Below are 20,803 nucleotides of genomic sequence, written 5' to 3'. Positions count from 1 at the left end.
GCGGCACCGACAGTTTCCGGCCTCAAGACTCACCACCCAGCGGCAGCCGCAGCGTGAACAACGCCCCGCCACCCGGCCGGTTCGCCGCCACCAGCGTGCCGCCGTGCAGCCGCGCGTTCTCCCACGCGATCGCCAGCCCCAGCCCCGACCCCTCCGACCGCCCCCGCGACGAGTCGGCCTTGTAGAACCGCGCGAACACGTGCGGCAGGACCTCCGCGGGCAGGCCGTGCCCGGAGTCGGCGACCTCGATCACCAGCGAGGACCCCGACACCGACAGCACGAGCGACACCGGAGCGGCGCCGTGCCGCAGCGCGTTGCCGACGAGGTTCGCCACGATCACGTCCAGCCGCCGCGGATCCAGCCGCGCCCGCACGCCCTCGGGCAGGGTCGCGGTGATCTCGAAGCCGCGCATCCGCAGGCAGGTTCGCACCACCTCGGCCACGTCGACGTCGTCCAGCGCCAGGGCGGCCGTCCCCGAGTCGAACCGGGTCACCTCGATCAGGTCGTTCACCAGCCGGGTCAGGTTCAGCGTCTCCCGGTTCACCAGCCGTGCGGCCTGGCCCGCGACACCGGGCAGTGAGGCGGTCTCGGCGTCCAGCACGTCGGTCACGGCCGTCATCGCGGCCAGCGGAGTGCGCAGCTCGTGCGACACGTCCGCCACGAACCGCCGCGCGTCCGCCTCCATCCGGCGCAGCTCGCCGACGTGGTGTTCCAGCGAGGAGGCCGTGCTGTTGAACGTCGACGCGACGGACGCCAGCTCGTCCCGCCCACGCACCGGCACCCGCGCGGAGAGGTCTCCCTGCCCGAGTTGCCAGGCCGCCAGTTGCAGTTCGCGGACGGGGCGCAGCACACCGCGGGCCGCCAGGAAACCCAGTCCCAGGGCCAGGATCAGCACGGCGCCGCCGATCAGCCACGCGTTGCGCGCCAGCTCGTCGACGAACGCGATCTCCGACGTGAACGGCCGCAGCACGTACACCTCGATGCCCGACGGGGCACCGGACGACACCCGCAGTTGCATGCCGACGACCAGCCACACGCCGTCCGCGTACGACACGCGTTGCCAGCCGACGCGTCCGGACGACACGAGCGAACGCAGCTCCGCGGTGATCACCGACGGGTTCATGCCGCCCGCGGAAACCCCGTTGCCGTAAGCCAAAGCCTGGCCTTCGCGGCCGGAGACCCGCGCGGCGACGCGTTCCAGGACGGCGGTGTCCACGGCACGCGCGGGCAACGGGTAGAGCTGCTCGACGCGGTTCGTGGTCTCGATGACGGCGTTGTCCTGGGCGCGCTGCACGATCGCGTCGCGGGCCCGCACGTAACCGGCGCCGGCGACGGCCGCGGCGGTCACGATGGTCAGCAGGGCGAACGCGAGCAGCAGTCGCAGGCGGAGCGTCACAGCGGTCCGAAGCGGTAGCCGAATCCGCGCACGGTCTGGACGTACACGGGCGCGGCCGGGTCGTCCTCGATCTTCGAACGCAGCCGCTGCACGCACGCGTCGACCAGCCGCGAGTCGCCGAGGTAGCCCTGGTCCCACACGGAACCCAGCAGTTGCTGCCGCGACATCACGCGACCGGGCGACGAGGAGAGTTCCAGCAGCAACCGCAGTTCCGTGGGCGCCAGCGAGACCGGCCTGCCGAACCGGGTGACCACGAGGCCCTCGCGGTCGATCGTCAGGTCGCCGTAGCGCTCGGCCACGACCTCGGCGACCGAGGCCGTCGAGCGGCGCAGCACGGCGCGGATGCGGGCCTCGAGCACGCGGGCCTGCGCCGGTTTGGCCACGTAGTCGTCGGCACCTGCCTCCAGGCCCGCGACCACGTCGATGTCGTCGTTGCGCGCGGTCAGCATGATGATCGGGAGGTCGCCGGTGGCACGGATGCGGCGGCACACCTCGAACCCGTCGACCCCCGGCAGCATCAGGTCCAGCACCACCACGTCGCGCGTGACGCTGCCCAGCAGGTCGAGGCCTTCCTCTCCCGTGCGCACCGCGTCCACGGTGTGTCCCTGGTAGGTCAGGGCGAGCGACAGTCCTTCGCGGACCGCCTCGTCGTCCTCGATCAGCAGTACGCGCGGCATGTCCTCCAGCTTTCCCGATGGGTCTCATGGGGACGTTCTTGCGACGTCATCGTTGCGTAACGACCGCCCGTGCGCAGTTGTTGCGCAGCTATCACCGTGCGCGCACACGGGTTCGACAGCCTCTGTGACATGCGAAAAGTGCTACCGGCGATGACCTTCGCCGCTCTCGCGATGATCACCACCGTGACTCCGGCGCTGGCGATCAGAGGCGGGGTCGAGGCCCCGCAGCCCTATCCGTTCTCGGGCTCGCTCCAACGGCCCGACTCACCCCGCGCGGACGGCCACACTTGCGGCGTCACGCTCGTCGCCCCGCAGTACGCCGTCACCGCGGGCCATTGCACCAGGAACAACCCCAGCCTCGCCCAGGTCGGCAGGCCGCGGGACTGGACGGTCCGCCTCGGCACGACGGACGCGGGCAGCGGCGGTGAGGTGATCGCGGTCGAGCGGTTCATCACCTACGCGCCCAACCCCGTCCACGACGGCGACATCGGCCTGCTGAAGCTGAAGAAACCCGCGAGGACGAAGCCCGTCGCACTACCCGCCGCACGACCCGCGGAAGGGACGACGGCGCGGATCCTCGGCTGGGGCATGACGTGCGACCGGCGCGCACCCGAGTGCTACCCGCAGAAGCTGCGCGAGGCGGACACCGTGATCCAGCCGACGACGGCCTGCGAAGGCATCTACGCGGATCGCGAGCTGTGCATCGGCGCGCTGGACGGCAGCGTCGCGGCCACGAACATGGACTCCGGCGGCCCGGCGCTGGTCCGCGACGGCGACCGCTGGGTGATCGCGGGCATCGTGAGCGGCGCGGGCGGCGACGACCGCCCCGTCATGTACACCGACGTCCACCACTTCACCGGCTGGATCAACGACGTCGTCACCGGCAGGATCAACCCGCCGGACACCCCGGTGCCGAACCTCGAAGGCGCCGCGTCGCTGGGAGGAGTCTGTTCGGCGTCCGTGGTCAGGACCGATCACAGCAAGCCCGGTGACCAGGCACTTCTGCTCACCAACGGCCACTGCCTCCCGGACCGCCCCGCGCCCGGCGAGACCCTGAAGGACGTCGCGCTCAAGCTCCTGGTGACCATCGGCGACCGCCAGGGCTACCAGCAGGCCAAGGCCGAGACGACCCGTCTCGTCACGGCGACGATGACCGGCACCGACACCGCGCTCTTCCAGCTCGACCAGACCTACGCGCAGCTCAAGGCCAAGGGCGTGAAGGTCTTCAAGCTCGCGGACAGGTCAGCCAGGCCGGGAGAACGCGTCGACATCATCTCGTCGGGCAACGGCAAGCGCTTCAGCTGCACGATCGAAGCCGTCGTCCCGCACCTGCGCGAAGAGGGCTACACGCAGGACAACGCCTACAGGTACGACCCGGAGTGCGGACCGTCGCACGGCGGGTCGGGCTCACCGATCGTGCTCAGGGACGGCGTCACGGTCGTCGGCGTGCACAGCACCGGCAACGACAGCGGTGAGCAGTGCACGGCCAACAACCCCTGCGAGGTCGCAGCGGACGGCTCGGTGACGGTGCGCCAAGGCGCCCGCTACGGCCAGCAGGTCAAGCACCTAGCCGCTTGCGCACGAGACCAGAAGCCTGGTCGACCACGACAACCAGAAGCAGCACCACGAGGATGTGCGTGACCATCTCGTCGAACCGGAACAGCTTGATCGACTGGTTGATCAGGAAGCCGATCCCGCCCGCGCCGACCAGGCCGAGCACGAGCGACGACCGCACGTTCACGTCCAGCCGGTAGAGCAGAAGTCCCGCCAGGGAAGGCAGGACGGTCGGGAGCACCGCGTGCAGCGCGATCTGCGGACCGGACGCACCGGTCACCTTCAACGCGTCGCGCGGCCCGCGGTCGCTCTCGTCCATCGCCTCCGCCCAGAGCTTGCCCATCACGCCGGTGTTGTGGAACACCAACGCCAGCACGCCCGCGAACGGTCCGAGGCCGACCGCCGTCACGAAGATCAGCGCGAACACCACGTCCGGCACCGAGCGCAGGAACGACAGCACCGCGCGAGCCGCCTGCTGCGCCCACGCCGCCGAAGTCGTCGCACGCGAAGCCAGAAGTGCCAGGACCAGTGCGAACGGGATCGAGAACGTGGTGCCGAGCAGTCCGATGTAGAGCGTGATCACCGCTGCTTCCAACGACTTCCCGAGAACCGAGAAGTCCGGCGGCATCGACTCGGCGAGGAAGTCCGCCATGCCGTCCCAGCCGGCGATCAGCGCGGCGGGGGAGAACTCCGTGGCCTGCCAGGCAAGCACGTGCACGACGACCGCGACCGCCACGACGACCCACACCGTGGCGGAGGGCCAGCGGCGCTTGGGAACCGCGATCGTCATGCCGCCACCACCGTCTGCATGTCCACGATCCGGTGCGCGTACGTCCGGGCGAGCTCGGGCTGGTGCAGCACGGCGACCACCGCCAGGCCTTCGGAAGCCAGGTCCACCAGCAGTTCCATCACCTGCACGGCGGCCTGCGGGTCGAGCGCCGAGACCGGTTCGTCGGCGAGGATCACGTTGGCGCGCTGGCACAACGCCCGCGCGATCGCCACACGTTGTTGCTGGCCACCGGAAAGCCGCGCACACCGGTCCACCGCGCGGTCCGCGAGCCCGACCCTGTCCAGGCACCGCATGGCCTCTTCCCGGACGTCGGCGGGGAAGAACCACGAGCGGCGCAACGGAAGCCTGCCGAGAGCGCCGGAGCAGACGTTGTCCAGCGCGGTGCGGCGGCCGACCAGGTGGATCTTCTGGAACACCATCGCGGCGTTCCCGCCGACCTCGATCGACCCGCCGTCCGGGGTCTCCAGCCCGACCACGCACCGCAGCGCCGTGGACTTGCCCGAGCCGTTCGGCCCGAGCAGCGCCACGAACTCGCCGGGTTCGACGGAGAGGTCGAACCCGTTCAGCACGACCCGGCCGCCGAACGACTTGCGCAGGCCGCGGATGGCGAGCATCAGACGTCCTCTTCCTTGAGCCCCAGCGTGGTCGCGAGGTCGAAGAGCACCTTGTACGTGTCGTTGCCGACCTGAACGAGCGGTCCGGGCGGGGTGACGTCGAGGAACGCGCCGACCTTCTCGACGTCGGCGGTCTCCAGTTCCAGCAACGCCTTGCGCACCTCGTCCTTGAACGCCGGGTCGAGATCGCCGCGCACGGTGATCGGGTCGTTCGGGATGGGCTCCGACTTCCAGACCTGGCGGAACTTCGACTCGTCGAACGTGCCGGCGGACCGCGCCGTGGCCAGCGTCTGGCTGTTGATCTCTGCGGCGTCGACCTTGCCGTTGACCAGCGACAACATCGCCTCGGGATGACCGCCCGCGTAGTCGAGCTTCACGCCGTCGACGTTGTGCTTCTTGAGGCCGTAGCGGGGAAGCGCGTCACCGGACGCCGACCCGACGCTGCTCAGCGCGAGCGCCTTCCCGCCCAGGTCCTCGATCTTCCGCACCGGCGAGTCCTTCGGGACCCAGATGCCGGCGGTGTAGCTGGTGAGCTTCCCGGAGCCGTCCGCGAACGAGACCATCGGCTCCGCGCCGGCCTTCTGCGCCGCGAAGACGTAGCCGAGCGGACCGAACTGGGCGATCTCCAGCTTGTCGTTGCGCATCGCCAGCACCTCGGCGGCGTAGTCGTCGACGACCTGCAGCTCGACCTCGCAGCCGAGCTTGGCGGTCAGCGCCTTCGCGAGCACCTCGTAGGCGGGCTTGAGCTTCTCCGGGTCCTCGTACGGCTCGACGCCGAAGCGCACCTTGCCGTTGGGGCAGTCACCGCCGCCGGCAGCGGAATTCGTGGTGCCGCAGGCTGTTGTCAGCAGCAGTGTCGCGGCGAGGACAACGCTGAAGGCTCTCATCTCACATCTCCTGGAGGAGGTCGTCGAGCACGGCCGGGGCGAGGCCGAGCGCGGTGGTCATGCCGATGCCGGAGGTGACCGAGACGGCCCTGGTGAGGGGAACGGGCGTCGCGGTCAGGAAGGGTTCTGGGGCCGACGCGTAGATCCCGCGCCAGCGTTCGAGCACGCGCAGGGCCGGCACGCCGAGGAGGCGGGCCGTCTCGGTGAGGACCAGGTCGTCGAGGTCCTCCGGCCGGTACGGGGCGACCGTGCGGCTGTAGTGGTGGGTGTCGCCGATCGTGAGCGAGCCGTCGGGGAGCTGGGTGAACATCAGGTTCAGCCCCGCCTCGACCAGCTCGGGGTGGTCGTGGGTGAGGCGCTCGCGGACCTTCTCGGTGCTCGGGCACCGCGCGAACGCCTCGTAGCGCAGCATCGAGAACCCGGTCAGCACGGCCGGGTCGATCACTCCGCCGTGCGCGACGCGCAGCATGCGCAGCTGGCAGCGCTGGATCTCGCGTTCCTCGGCGAGATCGGGGAAGAACCTGTCGACGTCGTGGCCGACCGCGACGACCGCCGCGCGGCAGCGGAGTTCGCCGCGCGAGGTGCGGACCAGGCCCGGCTCGACAGTGAGCACGTTGGTCGACCAGTGGAACGTGACCCCGCGGTCGGCCAGCAGCGCGGCGATCGCGTGGACGGCTTCGCGTGGGTTGACGCGGATGTCGAGGGGGAGCAGGGCGGCGCCGAGGATCGAGGGATTGTTCAACAATCCAACACCTGAATCGTTGAACGATCCCGCGCTGCCGCTGCCGATCGGGGGATTGTTGAACGATCCTGCGCTGGTGCTGCCGCTGCCGATCGGAGGATTGTTGAACGATCCTGCGCCGACGTGGCTGATCGGGGGATTGTTGAACGATCCTGTCGCTGGATTGTTGAACAACCGGGTCGTCGGATTGTTGAACGATCCCTTCGTCGGATTGTTCAACAACTCAACATCGCGGACCTCGGCGAACTCGCGCAACACCTCAAGTTCGTCCTCCGCGCGGGCCACGACGATCGAGCCGGACTCCCGCAGCCAGAAACCGGCTTCGCGAGCGAGCGTCAGCCACTGCTCGCGAGCAGCCATCGCGTACTCGAACGCCACCCCGTCCTGAGCGGTGAAGCACCCGTGCCCGAAGTTGCGCACGGAAGCCCCGGCCGCGTGCTCGTCCCGCTCGACCACGGCGACGGAGAGACCCCGCCGCACCGCGTGCCAGGCGTGCGCGAGCCCGACGACACCCGCGCCGACGACCACCAGGTCCACACTTGTCATGACAAGAACGATGAGTGGCCTCAGAACGAGAATCAATGGCTGTTCTGATGTGTTCACTTGGAGTTCAGACTTGTTATGACATGTATCGTTCGTTGCATGGAGATGCCACTGCACGAGCGCATCGCGGCCGACCTGCGCCGCCGCATCGGCTCGGGTGAACTGGCCGTCGGCGACCCGGTGCCGTCCGAATCGCAGCTGTGCGCGCAGTGGAACGCCTCGCGCGCGCCGGTCCGGCAGGCGCTCACCTCGCTCAGAGCCGAGGGCATGATCGGCGGCGGTCGCGGCAAGCCCGCGGTGGTGCGCAGGCACACGCTGTCGCAGCCGTTCGAGACGTTCCTGTCGTTCTCCAGTTGGGCCGCGGGTCTCGGGCACGTTCCGGGACAACGCACCCTGGAGATCGCGCGCCGCCCGGCCGACGCCGACATCGCCGACGCACTCCAGCTCGACGAGGGCACGCCGGTCGTGCAACTGCTCAGGCAACGGCTGATCGACGGCCGGCCGACGATGCTGGAGCGCACGACGTTCGTGGAACCGGTGGGGCGCCTGCTGTTCGACTTCGACTGCGACAGCGGCTCGCTCTACGCCTACCTGGGCGAGCACGGCGTCGACATGACCGTCGCACGGCACCAGATCGACGCCGTCGCAGCCGACGACAAAGACGCCGAACTGCTGGAAGTTGTTCCAGGAGCCCCACTTCTGCGGGAACGGCGGCGTGCGTCCGGAATGGACGGACGTCCGGTCGAGTACTCCGACGACCGCTACCGCCCGGACATGGTCAGCTTTTCGATCGAGAACTCCCAGCAGGCGCACCCGGCGCTGCTGCGGGACTGGAGGGCCTCGTGAACCCCGTCGACCTCGTGGTGCTGGACATCGCCGGCACCACCGTGGAGGAGCACGGACTCGTCTACCAAGCCTTGGCGGACACCGTGATCGCGGCCGGTGGATCAGCCGAGGACGTCGGCGCCTGGATGGGCGCCGACAAGTACGAGGCGATCTCGTCGATGCTCGGCAAGTCCAATGTGGATGCCGAGTTCAAGGACTTCCACGAGCGGCTCGGGCAGTACTACGCCGAGACGCCGCCGACGCCGATCCCCGGAGTGCCGGAAGCGTTGGCACACCTGCGGAGCAACGGTGTGAAGGTCGCGCTGACGACCGGCTTCGACCGCCCGATCGTGGATGGCCTGCTCGACGTCCTGGGCTGGCGCGAGGGCGTGCTGGACGCGGTGGTGTGCGTGGACGACGTGTCCGCGGGCCGCCCGGCGCCGTACATGATCTTCACGGCGATGGAGCTGACCGGGGTCCGGGACGTCCGGCGCGTGCTCATCGCGGGCGACACCACCAGAGACCTGGAGGCGGGCATGAACGCCGGCGCGGGGTTCGTCGTCGGGGTCCTCAGCGGCAGCCAGACGGCCGAGGAGCTCAGCGCCGTCCGGCACACGCACCTGCTGAAGTCCGTCGCTGAGGTCCCGGCCCTAGTCCAAAGCGGCGGTGTGGCGTAGCTGCTCCGGCGTCGGGTCGGTGACCAGCACCCGCAGCGCGTCCGCGAACTGGTCGAAGCGCCGATCGAACTCGGCCAGTTCGCGCGACGGCTCCGCCACCAGCGCCGCCCGCCCCGCCCTGGGCGCGGCGGTCGCCAGCGCGTCACGAAGAGGCTGAGACCGGCGCAACGCCACGAGCAGCGTCCACAGCCGTTGCTCGACCAACGCGACCTGCACCGGATCGCCGCCCACCCGCAGGAAGTCCGACCGCACCGCGGTGGCGCGGCGGCGCTGCGAGGGACAGGTGAAGTCCTCCGACCGGACGACCTGGGTCTCCGGCGCCGACCTCGCGAGCGACTCCTCCGACCGGAACCGCCGCACTGGCGCGGTCCCTGCCGGGTCCCACATCCACCAGGACGTCATCCGACCAGGTCGTCCGCGTCGACGATCTTGTACGCGTACCCCTGTTCCGCCAGGAACCGCTGCCGGTGCGCCGCGTAGTCGGTGTCGAGCGTGTCGCGCGAGACGACCGAGTAGAAGTGCGCCTGCCGCCCGTCACCCTTGGGCCGCAGGATCCGGCCGAGGCGCTGGGCCTCCTCCTGGCGCGACCCGAACGTGCCGGACACCTGGATGGCGACCGACGCCTCTGGCAGGTCGATGGAGAAGTTGGCGACCTTCGACACCACCAGCGTCTGGACCTCGCCGCGCCGGAACTGGTCGAACAGCTGCTCGCGTTCCTTGTTCTTCGTCGATCCCTTGATCACCGGCGCCTCCAGTTCCTCGCCCAGCTCGTCCAGCTGGTCCAGATAAGCACCGATCACCAGGGTCGGCTCGCCGGGATGCCGCTCCAGCACCCGCTTGACCACCGGGATCTTGGTCCTGGCCGTCGAACAGAGCTTGTAGCGCTCCTCGGGCTCCGCCGTCGCGTACTGCAGCCGCTCGTTGTCCGTCAGCGTCACCCGGACCTCGGTGCACTCGGCGGGCGCGATCCAGCCCTGCGCCTCGATGTCGCGCCACGGCACGTCGTAGCGCTTCGGCCCGATCAACGAGAAGACGTCGCCCTCCTGGCCGTCCTCGCGGACCAGGGTCGCGGTCAAGCCCAGGCGCCTGCGACTTTGCAGGTCGGCGGTCATCCGGAAGACCGGCGCGGGCAGCAGGTGGACCTCGTCGTAGACGATCAGGCCCCAGTCGCGCGAGTCGAACAGCTCCAGGTGCTTGTACTCGCCCTTCGACTTGCGGGTGATCACCTGGTAGGTCGCGATCGTGACCGGGCGGATCTCCTTGCGTTCGCCGGAGTACTCGCCGATCTCGTCCTCGGTCAGCGAGGTGCGCGCGATCAGCTCCCGCTTCCACTGCCGTCCCGCCACGGTGTTCGTGACCAGGATCAGCGTGGTCGCCTGGGCCTCGGCCATCGCCGCCGCGCCGACCAGCGTCTTGCCCGCTCCACACGGCAGCACGACGACGCCGGAGCCACCCGCCCAGAACGCCTGCGCGGCCAGTCGCTGGTAGTCGCGCAGCTTCCAGCCGTTCTCCTCCAGCTCGATCGTGTGCGCCTCGCCGTCGACGTACCCGGCGTGGTCCTCGGCCGGCCAGCCGACCTTGAGCAGCAGCTGCTTGAGCCGCCCGCGCTCGCTCGGGTGCACGATGACGGTGTCGTCGTCGATGCGGGCCCCGAACATCGGCGCGATCTTCTTGTTGCGCAGCACCTCTTCGAGCACCGCGCGGTCGTTGGAGTGCAGCACCAGCCCGTGCGCGGGGTTGTTGGCGAGCACCAGCCGCCCGAAGCGGCTCATCGTGTCGACCACGTCCACCAGCAGCGGCTGCGGCACCGGATAGCGGCTGAACCGCACCAGCGCGTCCACCACCTGCTCGGCGTCGTGACCTGCCGCCCGTGCGTTCCACAACGCCAGCGGCGTCACGCGGTACGTGTGCACGTGCTCCGGAGCCCGCTCCAGCTCGGCGAACGGCGCGATGGACGTGCGCGCGTCGTTGGCGAGCGGGTGGTCGACCTCGAGCAGCAGCGTTTTGTCCGACTGGACGATCAAAGGGCCATCGGTCACGCCGACAAGTCTCCCTGACGACGCCAAATGCGTTCGACCAGCGTCAACTGGCGACAACAAGTGTGAGGCGACACACGCAGCCAACACCCGGTGTCGTACGTTCTCGCGCATGAGCACCGAGTCGACTGATCCCGTCGAGCCGCCGGCCGTGGTGACCCCGGTTCCGGAGGAGTCCGAGACCGACGAGTCGCCCAAGAAGAACAACTGGCTGAAGTTCGTCATCGTCGGCGTGCTGGCGATCGTGCTGGTCGGCGGCGGTGTGTGGGCGCTCACGTCGCTCAACAGCACCAGCGTCGGCGACTGCGTGAGCGCCTCGCCCAAGGACGTGGACAAGCCGGACGGCGACTGGAACATCTCGTCGAAGAGCTGCAGCGACGTCGATGCCACGCATCGAGTCGCCTCGGTGCTGAAGAACGCCGAGGACCAGTGCCCCGCCGAGGGCATCTACGAGCAGATGCAGTCCGACGGCAAGACGATGTGCCTGATGCCGAACCTCGCCGAGGGCAACTGCTACACGTCGAGCGACGACGGCGCCTTCAAGAAGGAAGCCTGCACCACGGACTCGCCCGTGAAGATCGTGAAGAAGGTCGACGGGCTGCCCGAGGAGGGCTCGGTCTGCCCCGAGGGCTCCAGCGAGCTGCGGTTCACCGAACCGGCCTCGGTCTACTGCATGGGTGTCCACGAAGGATCCTGATCGGGTGAACTCGGTTGAGTTGAACCCCGTCTGACGCCGATACCCAGGCCATGAAGAAGGTCGGCCTGGGTATCGCCGTTGTCATCGCGCTCGTCCTGCTCGGCGGGTTCGTCATGAACCAGCTCGGCGACGTGGCCAAGGCGGCCCAGCCCGGCGACTGCGCGCGGATCTCCGGCGCGCTCGACAACCCGAAGTACCAGGCGCTCGACTGCGGTTCGGAGCAGGCGAACGTCAAGATCGCCAAGATCCTCGACTGGAACGAGAAGGCCTGCCCGTCCGGCGGCATGGACTACTCGACGTACACGGGTGACGCCACGCTGTGCCTCATGCCGAACTTCGTCGAGGGCTCCTGCTACGGCCAGAACTCCGACACCGGCATCGCGAAGGTCGACTGCGCGACCAAGGACTCGGTGAAGGTCGCCAAGGTGGTCAGCGGCAAGGCCGACCGAGCGGCCTGCGGGGACACGCGCGCGGCGGTCTTCCCGGAGCCCGCGATCACCTTCTGCCTGGAGCGCGGCGACCAGAAGCAGTGATCTTCCCGCAAACCGCACCACGTCCGACCGTCCACGTGGAACGCTGCGCGGCGTGATGATCGACGAGCCGCCCGCGCCCAGGAAGAACCTCGGGACGCGAGTGCTGACCTACGGACTCACGCTGGTCGCCGCGGCGGTCGCCATCTACGGCATGACCGAGTTCCTCGCCCCGATCACGGCGCCGAAGACCGGTGAGTGCGCGAACGTCACCGGCTACTCGAACGAACCGGACCTCGACACCGTGAGCTGCACGTCGTCGAGCGCGAACTACGTGGTCACCGAGTCGCTCGCCAAGTCGAAGAGCTGCGCGAACGCCTACGCGGACATGATCACCAGGCGGGCGCAGGACCCCGAGGTCAAGATCTGCCTGGTCCCGCTGTGGGAGGAAGGCGCCTGTTATCCGGCCGATTCCTCCCGCATGGAACTCACGCCGGTGGAGTGCGGAGCGGACTCGTTCAAGGTCACGAAGATCGGCCGGGACGGGCCGGGACAGTCGTGCGCGGCGGAGGAGCAGCGGTACAGCTACCCCGAGGTGAAGCTGACCTACTGCACCGCGACCCAGTAGCTGATCCAAGTAGTCGTAACGTTTCCGTAAAGCCCGAGCGGTTTCCCGCGCTGCGTGGCACTCTCTGCTCCGGCTGTGTCGGGGGGCATGGGCCGTCTGGGGTAATTCGGAAATGAGAGAACCCGCATGAGCACGACTGAATCCGCTTCGCCCGCGCCCGCGCCGGAGCCCACGCAGGAGCCCGCGCCGAAGAAGTCGAGCATCGGCAAGCGGATCTTGACCTACATCGTCGGTCTGATCGTCGTCGGTGGCGCGTTCTACGCGTTCAACTACTTCACCAGCGACGTCGCCCAGGCCAAGGTGGGGGACTGCGCCGCCATCACCGGCACGTCGACCAGCCCTGAGTACAAGCAGGTCGACTGCGGTGCCGCCGACGCGAACTACACGGTCGCCAAGGCCGGTGGCACGAGCGAGGTCTGCGGCGACGGCTACGACGAGTACACGCAGACGCAGCGCCGCGGCCCGAAGACGAAGCTGTGCCTCGCGCCGCTTCTCGCCGAGGGCAAGTGCTACGGCGAGAACACCGGTGGGATCGGCCTCAAGGCCGTCGAGTGCTCCGGCGCCAGCACCATGAAGGTGACCAAGGTCGTCAAGGAAGCCGCCGCGCCGCAGTGCGCCGAGGGGGAGCAGGCGCTGCCGTACCCCGAGGTCAAGCTGAACTACTGCGTCGGTGCACCCGCCTAACAGCGTTGCACTCGTGAAACCGGAGTCGTGTCCCACGGCTCCGGTTTCGCTGTCTTTCGCTTGACCCATCCGAGAGGAATCCAGTGACCGACCCCAACTACCCCCAGCAGCCAGGGCCCTACGGGCCGCCTCCCGGTGGACAGCCGCAGCAGCCCTACGGCCAGCAGCCGGGCCAGCCGAACCCGTACGGTCCGCCGCCCGGTCAGGGCTACCCCGGCCAGCCAGGACAGCCCGGTCAGCCCGGTGACCCGTATGCCCAGCAGCCCTACCAGGGCCAGCCGGGTGACCCGTACGCCCAGCAGCAGAACCCGTACGGCCCGCCTCCCGGCCAGATGCCCGGTCAGCCCATGGGCCAGCCGATGCCCTACGGCCCGCCGCCCAAGAAGAGCGGCGCCGGCAAGGTCATCGGTTCGATCATCACCATCGTCGTGCTCGTCGGCGTCGGCATCCTGGTGAAGGTCCTGATCGGCGGCGGCCTGAGCGCCATCACGGAGCCGTCCGCCAAGGCCGGGGACTGCGCGAACGTCACCGGCACGACCTTCAGCCCGAAGTACAAGAAGGTCGACTGCGGCTCACCTGAGGCGAACTACTTCATCGCCAAGGCCATGAACTCGACGACCGAGGCGTGCCCGAGCGACGACTACGCCGAGTACACCGAGTCCGGCCGGCGCAGCTCGTCGCTGAAGCTCTGCCTCGTGGAGAAGCTCGAGGAGGGCAAGTGCTACGAGGAAGAGCTCGTCAAGATGAACATGGAGGGCATGAAGGTCGTCGACTGCTCGAAGGGCAGCGCGGCCACCATCCAGAAGGTCCTGAAGATCGAGAAGCTCGTCAAGGCGGCCACCGCGGACTGCGGTGAGGCCACGGCGATCTCGTACACCGAGCCTTCACCGGGCATCACGTACTGCGTGACCGCGCTCGGCGGGCAGTGATCGAACGAGAAATTGGCGGGCCGGTGATCCGGCCCGCCAATTCTCATGCCTGAACGCAACTAATTCGTCGTGCCTGGCGGAAGTAGCTGCTGCACGTCCAGACGCCCGGAAAGCACGTCCTCGGTGTCCATCATGTCGGCGACGCGCTGGAGCCGGATCGGGTTCAGCGACAGCGGGAACGTGCCCACGGACACGAGTGCCGCGGTCGGCTGGTCGACGTCGGCGTAGCTGGTCAGCGAGTCCTGCACGCCGAGCTTGTTGGCCTGCGCGCGCTGCTGCGCCTCGCGCAGCACGTCCCGGAACGCCTTCATCGTCTTCGGGTTCGCCTCGGCGAACTTCTTCGACGACGCGTACCCGGACATCGGGAAGTCCAGTGTCGGGCCGCGGGCGGTGTCGGTGAGGATCTTCGCACCGATCTTGCGCTGCGCCTTCGTGATGAAGGGCTCGATCATGAACGCCGCGTCGACGGTGCCGGACGTGAGCGCCGCCTCCATGTCCGCGAACGCCATCGGCTTGAACTTGATCTTCTGCTTCTCGACCGCGGCGGTGTCCAGCACGGCACGCGTGGTCAGCGCGCCGATGTCGGTCTCGCTGTTCACCGCGATGGTCGGAGCGGCCTTCTTGCCCGGGTCGTCGTAGTCCGACGCGGCCGACGTGACCAGCGCCATCGAGTTCGGACCTGCCTGGTAGGCCTCACCCTGCAACTGCAGTTCGGTGCCCTCGGCGACCGCGCGGAAGAGGCTGACGTGCGTCGCCCACGTGAGGTCGAGCGTGGTGTCCAGCTGCTTGATGGCCTCAGCCTCGCTGGGCTGGGGGACCAGGTTGACCTGCAGACCGGCCTTCTCGAACAGCTTTTCGGTCAGCGCGATCCGCAACGGGGCGACGTCGACGACCGGCAGCACGCCGATGCGGATGACGTTGCGCTCAACGTCCGCGTTGCCGCCGTTCGACGAACTTCCGAACAGGCCGCAGCTCGCGGTCAGAGCACACGTGATGAGCACTGCGGCAAGCCGCAGAGCTTTGGCTCGGGTAGCCATGGCACCTCTTGCCGGTAGGTCTTGAGTAGCATCGATTTGATCAGTGAGTGTCGTTACAGACCTGGTACTCCGCAGCCCCAACTGGGCGTTCGGACGGAGGCGAGGTGTGCCGACATCCGGGGATGTTAACCACCTGAACGTATGAAACGACACCCCATCTCGATACGGTGAGTGCTTCTGGAGACTTCCCCCGAGTAGGGGGTGACCATTACCCTTCCGGCTCGGGTGGCACTGGTCGTAGTAGACCTACGTGTCTTCAGACGGGGTAGGGCGCCTCATCGGGCGAACAACCTCTGTGCTGCAATTCGGCCCGTTTGACGAGTCCATGCTCGGTCCTGGGGAGAGACCGGGACACTGCTGCTGGAAGAGGAAGCCCAGAGTGGCCCGACGTGAGAGAGGTCCCAGCCAGTTTGGCGTGGGTGACACCACACGCTCCGAAAGGCCCGAATCGGGTGACGGACTGGCTGCGCTGGGTAACGGACCGATGAACGTGACACCGGACTCGGTGACGCACGAAGTCGGTGCCGCACCCGGTTCAGGATCTAACCGATCCGCGGGATGGCGCCTGCGCAACTGGCGGCTGCGCACGAAGCTGCTCGCCGTTCTGCTCATCCCGACCGTCTGCGCCCTCGCCCTGGGTGGTCTGCGCGTGCGCAGCGACCTCCAGGCCGCGACGGAGTTCAACAACCTCGCGAACCAGATCCGCCTCGAGACCGCGGTCGCGGACCTGGTGCAGCAGCTGCAGCGCGAACGCGACCTGTCGGTCAGCTACGTCGCGTCGAACAAGAAGGTCGACAGGGTCGTCCTGGAGCGCCAGCTGCGCCGCGTGAACGACACCAGCGAGGCGTTCAGCAACAAGATCGCCGAGCTCAGCTCCGACCTGAACCCGGCTGCCGTCGAGCGGTTCCAGGTCGCGTTCAACCAGCTCAACCGCCTGAACAGCCTCCGCAACTCGGTGCGCGACACCCAGTACCCCGCCGAGGCCGTCCAGCGCACCTACTCGGAGTCGATCGAGACGCTCATCAACCTCGGTGAGCAGACGATCTCCGAGATCAACGACCCGGAACTGGTGCGACTGCACCTGACCACGAACGCCATCGCGCGCATCAAGGAGCAGGAGTCGCTCAAGCGGGCGATCCTCCTGGACGTCTTCCAGCGCAAGGCGTTCACGCCGTCCCAGCTGCGGTCCCTGCAGGCAGCGGACGCCGAGCTCGAAGCGGCCCGCAACGACTTCCGCAAGTCCGCGACGCCGGACCAGGCCAAGATCTACGACGACACCGTCACCGGCCTGATCGTCGACAACGCGAACGACATGCAGGAATCGGCGATCAACCAGCAGACGGCCGCGAAGGACTTCACGCAGGTCACGCCCGAGAAGTGGGACATCGCCGCCACGCTGACGGTCAACCTGACGCGTGACGTCGAGAACCTGCTGGTCGAACAGCTGCAGAACAAGACCGACGAGCTGGCCGGCGACACCCGCACCAGGGCGTACGTCGAGTCCGGCATCGTGCTCGCGATCCTCGCGCTCGCGTTGCTGATGGCGCTGTTCGTCGCCCGCTCGATCCTCAACCCGCTGCGCACGCTGCGCCGCACCGCTCTCGACGTCGCCGACCACGGTCTTCCGGACGCGGTCGAGCGGATCCTCGCGGACCCGAACCCGGAGGACGCCGCGAAGAGCGCCGTCGAGCCGGTGCCGGTGCACACGCGGGAAGAGATCGGCCAAGTGGCGCGCGCGTTCGACGCGGTGCACGGTGAAGCGGTGCGACTGGCCGCCCAGCAGGCACTCCTGCGTGACAACGTCAACGCGATGTTCGTCAACCTGTCCCGCAGGTCGCAGGCCCTGGTGGAACGCCAGCTGAACCTGATCGACCGGCTGGAGCAGGACGAGCAGGACCCGGACCAGCTGGCCTCGCTGTTCGAGCTCGACCACCTCGCGACCCGCATGCGCCGCAACTCGGAGAACCTGCTGGTCCTCTCGGGTACGGACCTCTCGCGGCGGCTGACCCGGCCCGTCCCGGCCGCCGAGGTTCTCGGCGCCGCGGTCTCCGAGGTCGAGCAGTACGCCCGCGTGCAGGTCGGCCAGACCCCGGACCTCACGGTCCAGGGTCGCGCGGTCAACGACCTCGTGCACCTCATCGCCGAGCTGCTGGACAACGCCACGGCGTTCTCCGACCCGGTCACCAAGGTCACCGTTCGCACGGCCAAGACCCGCAAGGGCGAGCTGGCGATCGAGATCCAGGACCGCGGCGTGGGCATGGGCGACCAGGAGATCATCGACGCCAACGACCGGCTGGCAGACCCGCCGGACGTCGACGTCGCCGTCTCCCGCCGAATGGGCCTGTACGTGGTCGCGCGGCTCGCCAAGCGCCACGACATCAAGGTCCGCCTGCGCGGCAACGAGGACATCGAGGGCGGCACGACGGCACTGGTGATCGTGCCGGAGACGCTCATCGCGATCCCCGGCCAGGCACCGATCTCGACCCCGCCGTCGGGCTCCGGTTCGCTCGCCTCCGCGTTCGGCATGTCGCAGCCCGCGCTCGCGCCGGCTCCGACCCCCGCCGAGCACACGACGGAGATCGGCACCACCGCGAACAGGGCCAGCGGCATCGCCGGTGCCTTCGGCGGTGCGACCGGTGTCACGCCGCGGATCGACGAGTCGAGCCCGAGCCTGCCGAGCATGCCGGTCAGCTTCGTCCCGAGCGCCCTCACCGACACCGGTGCCGGCGCGACGGCGGTCCCCGTCTACAGCGAGCCGCCGATCGAGGACGTGACGCCGTCCGAGCGGTGGCGTCGTGACCAGCTGGCCGCGGTGGAGCCGGAGGGTTCGTTCGGCGAGCCCACGCTCTTCACGGCCTACGAGGACCGCAACGAGGAAGCCGGCGAGATCTCCTTCGAGCCCGGCTACGAGACCACGCAGTTCGTGCCGATCTCGCCGATCGACGACGAGCGTTCGCCGTCCAACGGCGTTTCGCGCGACTCGTCCGGCGAGGGCCTCCTCGATCTGGGGATGGCACACCGCAACGGGACCTCGGAAGCCTCGCGCAAGCAGATCGAGCACGACCTGGACGCCCCGACGGAACGCCTGCCGATCTACGAGGCGGTCCTGTCGCAGTGGTTCCAGGCCGTGGGCAGCGAGACGTCGGCTTCGGCCGCTCAGCCGGTCCGTGCGGCCGCTGAGGACGACGCACCGGCCGCCACCAACGGACACGTCGAGTCGAGGCTCGGCGGAACCGACAAGGGGTCCGTCGAGTACATCGACGAGCCGCCGACCGTCCCGCCGCTCTCGGACGGGCCGGAACCGGAGCTGCCGACCCGATCCCGCAAGCCTGTACCGGCGGTGGCACCCACCACCACGTCGGCCGCTGGTCTTCCGGTGCGCACGCCGCGCTCGAAGGTCCAGCCGGTGGCCGAAGAAGTACCCGCACCCGCCGAGCAGGAGCGAGTTGTGGAACCCGAGCCCGTTGTGGAGGAGACTCCAGCGGCGGCAGCTACTTCCGAGTCGGCCTGGCAATCGCCGGCCGATGAGGGATGGCACGCGGCTCAGGCGTTGTTGAACAAGACGCCGGAGACGAAGACCACGGCAGGACTGCCGAAACGGACACCCAAGGCTCAGCTCGTGCCAGGATCTGCTGCACCCAAGCCGCAGTCCCTGACATCGACAGCGCAGCGCCCGCCGCTGCCGCCCCGTACCGCTGACGCGGTGCGCGGACGGATGTCGAGCCTGCAGAGTGGTGTCAAGCGAGGCCGGCACGCATTGATCGAGGCATACGCTGGTGACCAATCGAGCCGGCAGAACGAGGAGCAGGAGTGACGACCGCAGCGCAGCCAGGCAGCTTTGGTTGGCTTATCACCGACTTCGTGCGGAGGGTGCCCGGTGTGGCACATTCCGTTGTGGTGTCCGCGGACGGGCTGTTGCTCGCGGGGTCCCAGGGCTTGCCCCGGGACCGTGCAGAGCAGCTCTCCGCGGTCGCGTCCGGACTGGTCAGCCTCACCCAGGGTGCTGCCCGCTGCTTCGAGGCAGGCGGGGTCAACCAGACGGTCGTCGAGATGGAGCGGGGTTACCTGTTCCTCATGTCGATCAGTGACGGTTCTTGCCTTGCCGTCCTGGCGGCACCCAACTGCGACATCGGCCTCGTGGCCTACGAGATGACGCTGTTGGTGGAGAGAGTCGGTCAACAACTCACCCCTGAGCTGCGCGCGCAGCTTCAGGGCGTGGTCCGTCGCTAGACCTCATCTGAAGTTCAGGGGTGAGAACCAATGGCTGGTAGATCTGGCGCTAGAGGCCGGGGCTTCGGTAGGAACTTCAACTACCAGGAGTGGGCTTCTGGTGGGTTCCAGTTCGAAGAGCCTGACGCGATACCCCAGGAACAAGAGGAAGCCGAGGACGCACCCCACGATGAGCGGGTTACAGGGCAAGGGCTAGGCGATATGTCTCAGCGTGAGGTGGACGACTCGTCGTCGTATCCGTACGACGACGTGCCGAACCGATTCGACATAGACGGGTACGGCTCCGGGCTGTTCGGTGGCCCCGGAGCGGACCTCTTCGGCCAGCACGAGATGCCGGATGCCGTACCGGAGCAACTGCCGTACACAACCGGTTCGCATCCGGTGTACAGCACCGGCGGGCAACCGGCGTACAGCACCGGTGCGCAGCCTCAACTGCGCCCGGAGGAGAATGCTTCCGCGGACTCGGGTTCACTGGTGCGGCCCTACACACGCACCGGTGGACGCACACGACCTGATTACGACCTTGCTATCGAGGCGCTGATTTCGACCAGCGAAAAGGGCCTCGAACGGGATGCCGCAGTTCTTCCCGAGCACAGGTCGATCTGCGGGTTGTGTGTGGACACGCGGTCGGTGGCTGAGGTCGCGGCACTCCTACGCTTGCCACTTGGCGTCGTGCGGGTGCTGATCGGCGACATGGCAAGCATGGGTTTGGTTTTGATTCACCAGGGCGGTCTGGTCGTGGGGGACCGGCCTTCCATGGAATTCCTGGAGAGGGTGCTCAGTGGGCTTCGCAAGCTCTAGTCCCCAGGGCGCCGAGGGCGCACGGAAGCCGACGACGTCTGCCAAGATCGTGGTGGCGGGTGGCTTCGGTGTGGGCAAAACGACGTTCGTCGGCTCGGTGTCCGAGATCGTCCCGTTGACCACCGAGGCGGTGATGACCGAGGCCAGCGCGGGGGTGGACGACCTCTCCGCCACGCCCAACAAGGTCACCACGACCGTCGCGATGGACTTCGGCCGCGTGTCGCTCGACAGCGACCTGATCCTGTACCTCTTCGGTACACCGGGTCAGCACCGGTTCTGGTTCATGTGGGACGACCTCGTACGCGGTGCCATCGGCGCCATCGTGCTGGTCGACACCCGCCGCCTGGCCGACGCGTTCGCCTCGATCGACTTCTTCGACGACCGGCAGCTGCCGTACGTCGTCGGCGTCAACTGCTTCGACGGCCTCCTGCACCACAGGCTGGAGGACGTGCGTGAAGCGCTGACGATCGACGAGTCGGTGCCGATCGTGACGTGCGACGCGCGCAACCGGCAGTCGACGAAGCAGACGCTCATCACGCTGGTCGAGCACGCCATGCGCCAGTGGATGTCCGTCCGCGCGGGCTGA

General features: G+C 68.4%; 21 protein-coding genes. 12 read left to right on the top strand and 9 right to left on the bottom strand.

Annotation, left to right across the window (positions count from 1 at the left end; translation table 11 throughout):
* Positions 1 to 22 precede the first annotated feature (22 nt).
* Together ACIQF0_RS16075 and ACIQF0_RS16070 are read right to left on the bottom strand one after the other, a co-directional pair.
* Complete coding sequence (locus ACIQF0_RS16075; RefSeq protein ID WP_401030142.1) at positions 23 to 1,396, bottom strand: ATP-binding protein; 1,374 nt, start codon at positions 1,394 to 1,396, stop codon at positions 23 to 25.
* Positions 1,393 to 2,073 carry a response regulator gene (locus ACIQF0_RS16070; protein WP_401030140.1) on the bottom strand — a complete coding sequence of 227 codons (681 nt, stop codon included), beginning with the start codon at positions 2,071 to 2,073 and terminating at the stop codon, positions 1,393 to 1,395. The genes ACIQF0_RS16075 and ACIQF0_RS16070 overlap by 4 nt, the downstream gene beginning before the upstream one ends.
* Positions 2,074 to 2,202: 129 nt before the next feature.
* On the opposite strand from ACIQF0_RS16070, the gene ACIQF0_RS16065 reads away from it, so the two are divergent.
* Positions 2,203 to 3,714 (top strand): trypsin-like serine protease, encoded by a 1,512-nt coding sequence (locus tag ACIQF0_RS16065; RefSeq protein ID WP_401030138.1) that lies wholly within the window; start codon positions 2,203 to 2,205, stop codon positions 3,712 to 3,714.
* Here ACIQF0_RS16065 and phnE read toward each other — a convergent pair.
* From phnE to ACIQF0_RS16045, 4 genes are read right to left on the bottom strand one after another with little or no spacing between them, the layout of a single operon-like run.
* Positions 3,632 to 4,417 carry a phosphonate ABC transporter, permease protein PhnE gene (phnE, locus tag ACIQF0_RS16060; protein WP_401030136.1) on the bottom strand — a complete coding sequence of 262 codons (786 nt, stop codon included), beginning with the start codon at positions 4,415 to 4,417 and terminating at the stop codon, positions 3,632 to 3,634. The genes ACIQF0_RS16065 and phnE overlap by 83 nt on opposite strands.
* Complete coding sequence (locus tag ACIQF0_RS16055; protein WP_401030135.1) at positions 4,414 to 5,031, bottom strand: phosphonate ABC transporter ATP-binding protein; 618 nt, start codon at positions 5,029 to 5,031, stop codon at positions 4,414 to 4,416. The genes phnE and ACIQF0_RS16055 overlap by 4 nt, the downstream gene beginning before the upstream one ends.
* Entirely contained in the window at positions 5,031 to 5,918 is an 888-nt protein-coding gene (locus ACIQF0_RS16050) for a phosphate/phosphite/phosphonate ABC transporter substrate-binding protein (RefSeq protein WP_401030133.1), read from the bottom strand. Before ACIQF0_RS16050 ends, ACIQF0_RS16055 begins: the two co-directional genes overlap by 1 nt.
* A 1-nt stretch (position 5,919) precedes the next feature.
* Entirely contained in the window at positions 5,920 to 7,206 is a 1,287-nt protein-coding gene (locus ACIQF0_RS16045; RefSeq protein WP_401030132.1) for a TIGR03364 family FAD-dependent oxidoreductase, read from the bottom strand.
* Positions 7,207 to 7,302: 96 nt separating this feature from the next.
* Here ACIQF0_RS16045 and ACIQF0_RS16040 point away from each other — a divergent pair, with 96 nt between their 5' ends.
* Positions 7,303 to 8,049, top strand: coding sequence for a GntR family transcriptional regulator (locus ACIQF0_RS16040; protein WP_401030130.1), 747 nt, complete (start codon positions 7,303 to 7,305; stop codon positions 8,047 to 8,049).
* Positions 8,046 to 8,705, top strand: coding sequence for a phosphonatase-like hydrolase (locus tag ACIQF0_RS16035; protein ID WP_401030128.1), 660 nt, complete (start codon positions 8,046 to 8,048; stop codon positions 8,703 to 8,705). Before ACIQF0_RS16040 ends, ACIQF0_RS16035 begins: the two co-directional genes overlap by 4 nt.
* Here the strand turns inward: ACIQF0_RS16035 and ACIQF0_RS16030 are convergent.
* A complete protein-coding gene (locus tag ACIQF0_RS16030; protein ID WP_401030126.1) occupies positions 8,679 to 9,065 on the bottom strand; it encodes a hypothetical protein in 387 nt (128 codons plus the stop codon). The genes ACIQF0_RS16035 and ACIQF0_RS16030 overlap by 27 nt on opposite strands.
* A 38-nt stretch (positions 9,066 to 9,103) precedes the next feature.
* Positions 9,104 to 10,744 (bottom strand): DNA repair helicase XPB, encoded by a 1,641-nt coding sequence (locus tag ACIQF0_RS16025; protein WP_401030123.1) that lies wholly within the window; start codon positions 10,742 to 10,744, stop codon positions 9,104 to 9,106.
* Between the two features lie 109 nt (positions 10,745 to 10,853).
* Between ACIQF0_RS16025 and ACIQF0_RS16020 the strand changes: the two genes are divergently transcribed.
* The 5 genes from ACIQF0_RS16020 to ACIQF0_RS16000 all read left to right on the top strand — a co-directional run bounded on the left by ACIQF0_RS16020 (position 10,854) and on the right by ACIQF0_RS16000 (position 14,149).
* Positions 10,854 to 11,438 carry a hypothetical protein gene (locus ACIQF0_RS16020; RefSeq protein WP_360046535.1) on the top strand — a complete coding sequence of 195 codons (585 nt, stop codon included), beginning with the start codon at positions 10,854 to 10,856 and terminating at the stop codon, positions 11,436 to 11,438.
* 50 nt (positions 11,439 to 11,488) lie between these two features.
* A complete protein-coding gene (locus ACIQF0_RS16015) occupies positions 11,489 to 11,971 on the top strand; it encodes a hypothetical protein (RefSeq protein WP_360046536.1) in 483 nt (160 codons plus the stop codon).
* A 52-nt stretch (positions 11,972 to 12,023) separates the two neighbouring features.
* Positions 12,024 to 12,536 carry a hypothetical protein gene (locus ACIQF0_RS16010; RefSeq protein ID WP_401030122.1) on the top strand — a complete coding sequence of 171 codons (513 nt, stop codon included), beginning with the start codon at positions 12,024 to 12,026 and terminating at the stop codon, positions 12,534 to 12,536.
* A 126-nt stretch (positions 12,537 to 12,662) separates the two neighbouring features.
* Entirely contained in the window at positions 12,663 to 13,220 is a 558-nt protein-coding gene (locus tag ACIQF0_RS16005) for a hypothetical protein (protein ID WP_401030120.1), read from the top strand.
* 83 nt (positions 13,221 to 13,303) lie between these two features.
* Positions 13,304 to 14,149, top strand: a complete 846-nt coding sequence (locus ACIQF0_RS16000) for a hypothetical protein (RefSeq protein WP_401030119.1) — start codon at positions 13,304 to 13,306, stop codon at positions 14,147 to 14,149.
* A 59-nt stretch (positions 14,150 to 14,208) separates the two neighbouring features.
* Here the strand turns inward: ACIQF0_RS16000 and ACIQF0_RS15995 are convergent, their stop codons facing one another.
* On the bottom strand, positions 14,209 to 15,186 hold the full coding sequence (locus tag ACIQF0_RS15995; RefSeq protein WP_360046544.1) for an ABC transporter substrate-binding protein: 978 nt from the start codon (positions 15,184 to 15,186) through the stop codon (positions 14,209 to 14,211).
* 484 nt (positions 15,187 to 15,670) lie between these two features.
* Here ACIQF0_RS15995 and ACIQF0_RS15990 point away from each other — a divergent pair, with 484 nt between their 5' ends.
* From ACIQF0_RS15990 to ACIQF0_RS15975, 4 genes are all read left to right on the top strand, one after another.
* Positions 15,671 to 19,000, top strand: a complete 3,330-nt coding sequence (locus ACIQF0_RS15990) for a nitrate- and nitrite sensing domain-containing protein (RefSeq protein WP_401030117.1) — start codon at positions 15,671 to 15,673, stop codon at positions 18,998 to 19,000.
* Positions 18,997 to 19,416, top strand: a complete 420-nt coding sequence (locus ACIQF0_RS15985; protein ID WP_030470879.1) for a roadblock/LC7 domain-containing protein — start codon at positions 18,997 to 18,999, stop codon at positions 19,414 to 19,416. The genes ACIQF0_RS15990 and ACIQF0_RS15985 overlap by 4 nt, the downstream gene beginning before the upstream one ends.
* Before the next feature lie 216 nt (positions 19,417 to 19,632).
* Positions 19,633 to 20,217, top strand: coding sequence for a DUF742 domain-containing protein (locus ACIQF0_RS15980; RefSeq protein ID WP_360046548.1), 585 nt, complete (start codon positions 19,633 to 19,635; stop codon positions 20,215 to 20,217).
* The gene (locus ACIQF0_RS15975; RefSeq protein WP_093605474.1) at positions 20,198 to 20,803 is read left to right on the top strand and encodes an ATP/GTP-binding protein; all 606 of its coding nucleotides are present in this window, start codon (positions 20,198 to 20,200) and stop codon (positions 20,801 to 20,803) included. Before ACIQF0_RS15980 ends, ACIQF0_RS15975 begins: the two co-directional genes overlap by 20 nt.

Origin of the sequence: Lentzea sp. NPDC092896 (assembly GCF_044754905.1) — a bacterium.
GTDB lineage: Bacteria > Actinomycetota > Actinomycetes > Mycobacteriales > Pseudonocardiaceae > Lentzea.
The sequence above is the reverse complement of the archived record's forward strand: the minus strand, read 5'-3'. Positions and strand labels throughout refer to the sequence as shown.

Excerpts from the sequence above, each read along its gene's own strand:
- ACIQF0_RS16065 (WP_401030138.1), top strand. The coding sequence starts at position 2,203 with ATGCGAAAAGTGCTACCGGCGATGACCTTCGCCGCTCTCGCGATGATC.
- ACIQF0_RS16020 (WP_360046535.1), top strand. The coding sequence starts at position 10,854 with ATGAGCACCGAGTCGACTGATCCCGTCGAGCCGCCGGCCGTGGTGACC.
- ACIQF0_RS16040 (WP_401030130.1), top strand. The coding sequence starts at position 7,303 with ATGGAGATGCCACTGCACGAGCGCATCGCGGCCGACCTGCGCCGCCGC.
- ACIQF0_RS15995 (WP_360046544.1), bottom strand. The coding sequence starts at position 15,186 with ATGGCTACCCGAGCCAAAGCTCTGCGGCTTGCCGCAGTGCTCATCACG.
- phnE (WP_401030136.1), bottom strand. The coding sequence starts at position 4,417 with ATGACGATCGCGGTTCCCAAGCGCCGCTGGCCCTCCGCCACGGTGTGG.
- ACIQF0_RS15990 (WP_401030117.1), top strand. The coding sequence starts at position 15,671 with ATGAACGTGACACCGGACTCGGTGACGCACGAAGTCGGTGCCGCACCC.
- ACIQF0_RS16015 (WP_360046536.1), top strand. The coding sequence starts at position 11,489 with ATGAAGAAGGTCGGCCTGGGTATCGCCGTTGTCATCGCGCTCGTCCTG.
- ACIQF0_RS16070 (WP_401030140.1), bottom strand. The coding sequence starts at position 2,073 with ATGCCGCGCGTACTGCTGATCGAGGACGACGAGGCGGTCCGCGAAGGA.
- ACIQF0_RS16045 (WP_401030132.1), bottom strand. The coding sequence starts at position 7,206 with ATGACAAGTGTGGACCTGGTGGTCGTCGGCGCGGGTGTCGTCGGGCTC.
- ACIQF0_RS16005 (WP_401030120.1), top strand. The coding sequence starts at position 12,663 with ATGAGCACGACTGAATCCGCTTCGCCCGCGCCCGCGCCGGAGCCCACG.
- ACIQF0_RS16050 (WP_401030133.1), bottom strand. The coding sequence starts at position 5,918 with ATGAGAGCCTTCAGCGTTGTCCTCGCCGCGACACTGCTGCTGACAACA.
- ACIQF0_RS16055 (WP_401030135.1), bottom strand. The coding sequence starts at position 5,031 with ATGCTCGCCATCCGCGGCCTGCGCAAGTCGTTCGGCGGCCGGGTCGTG.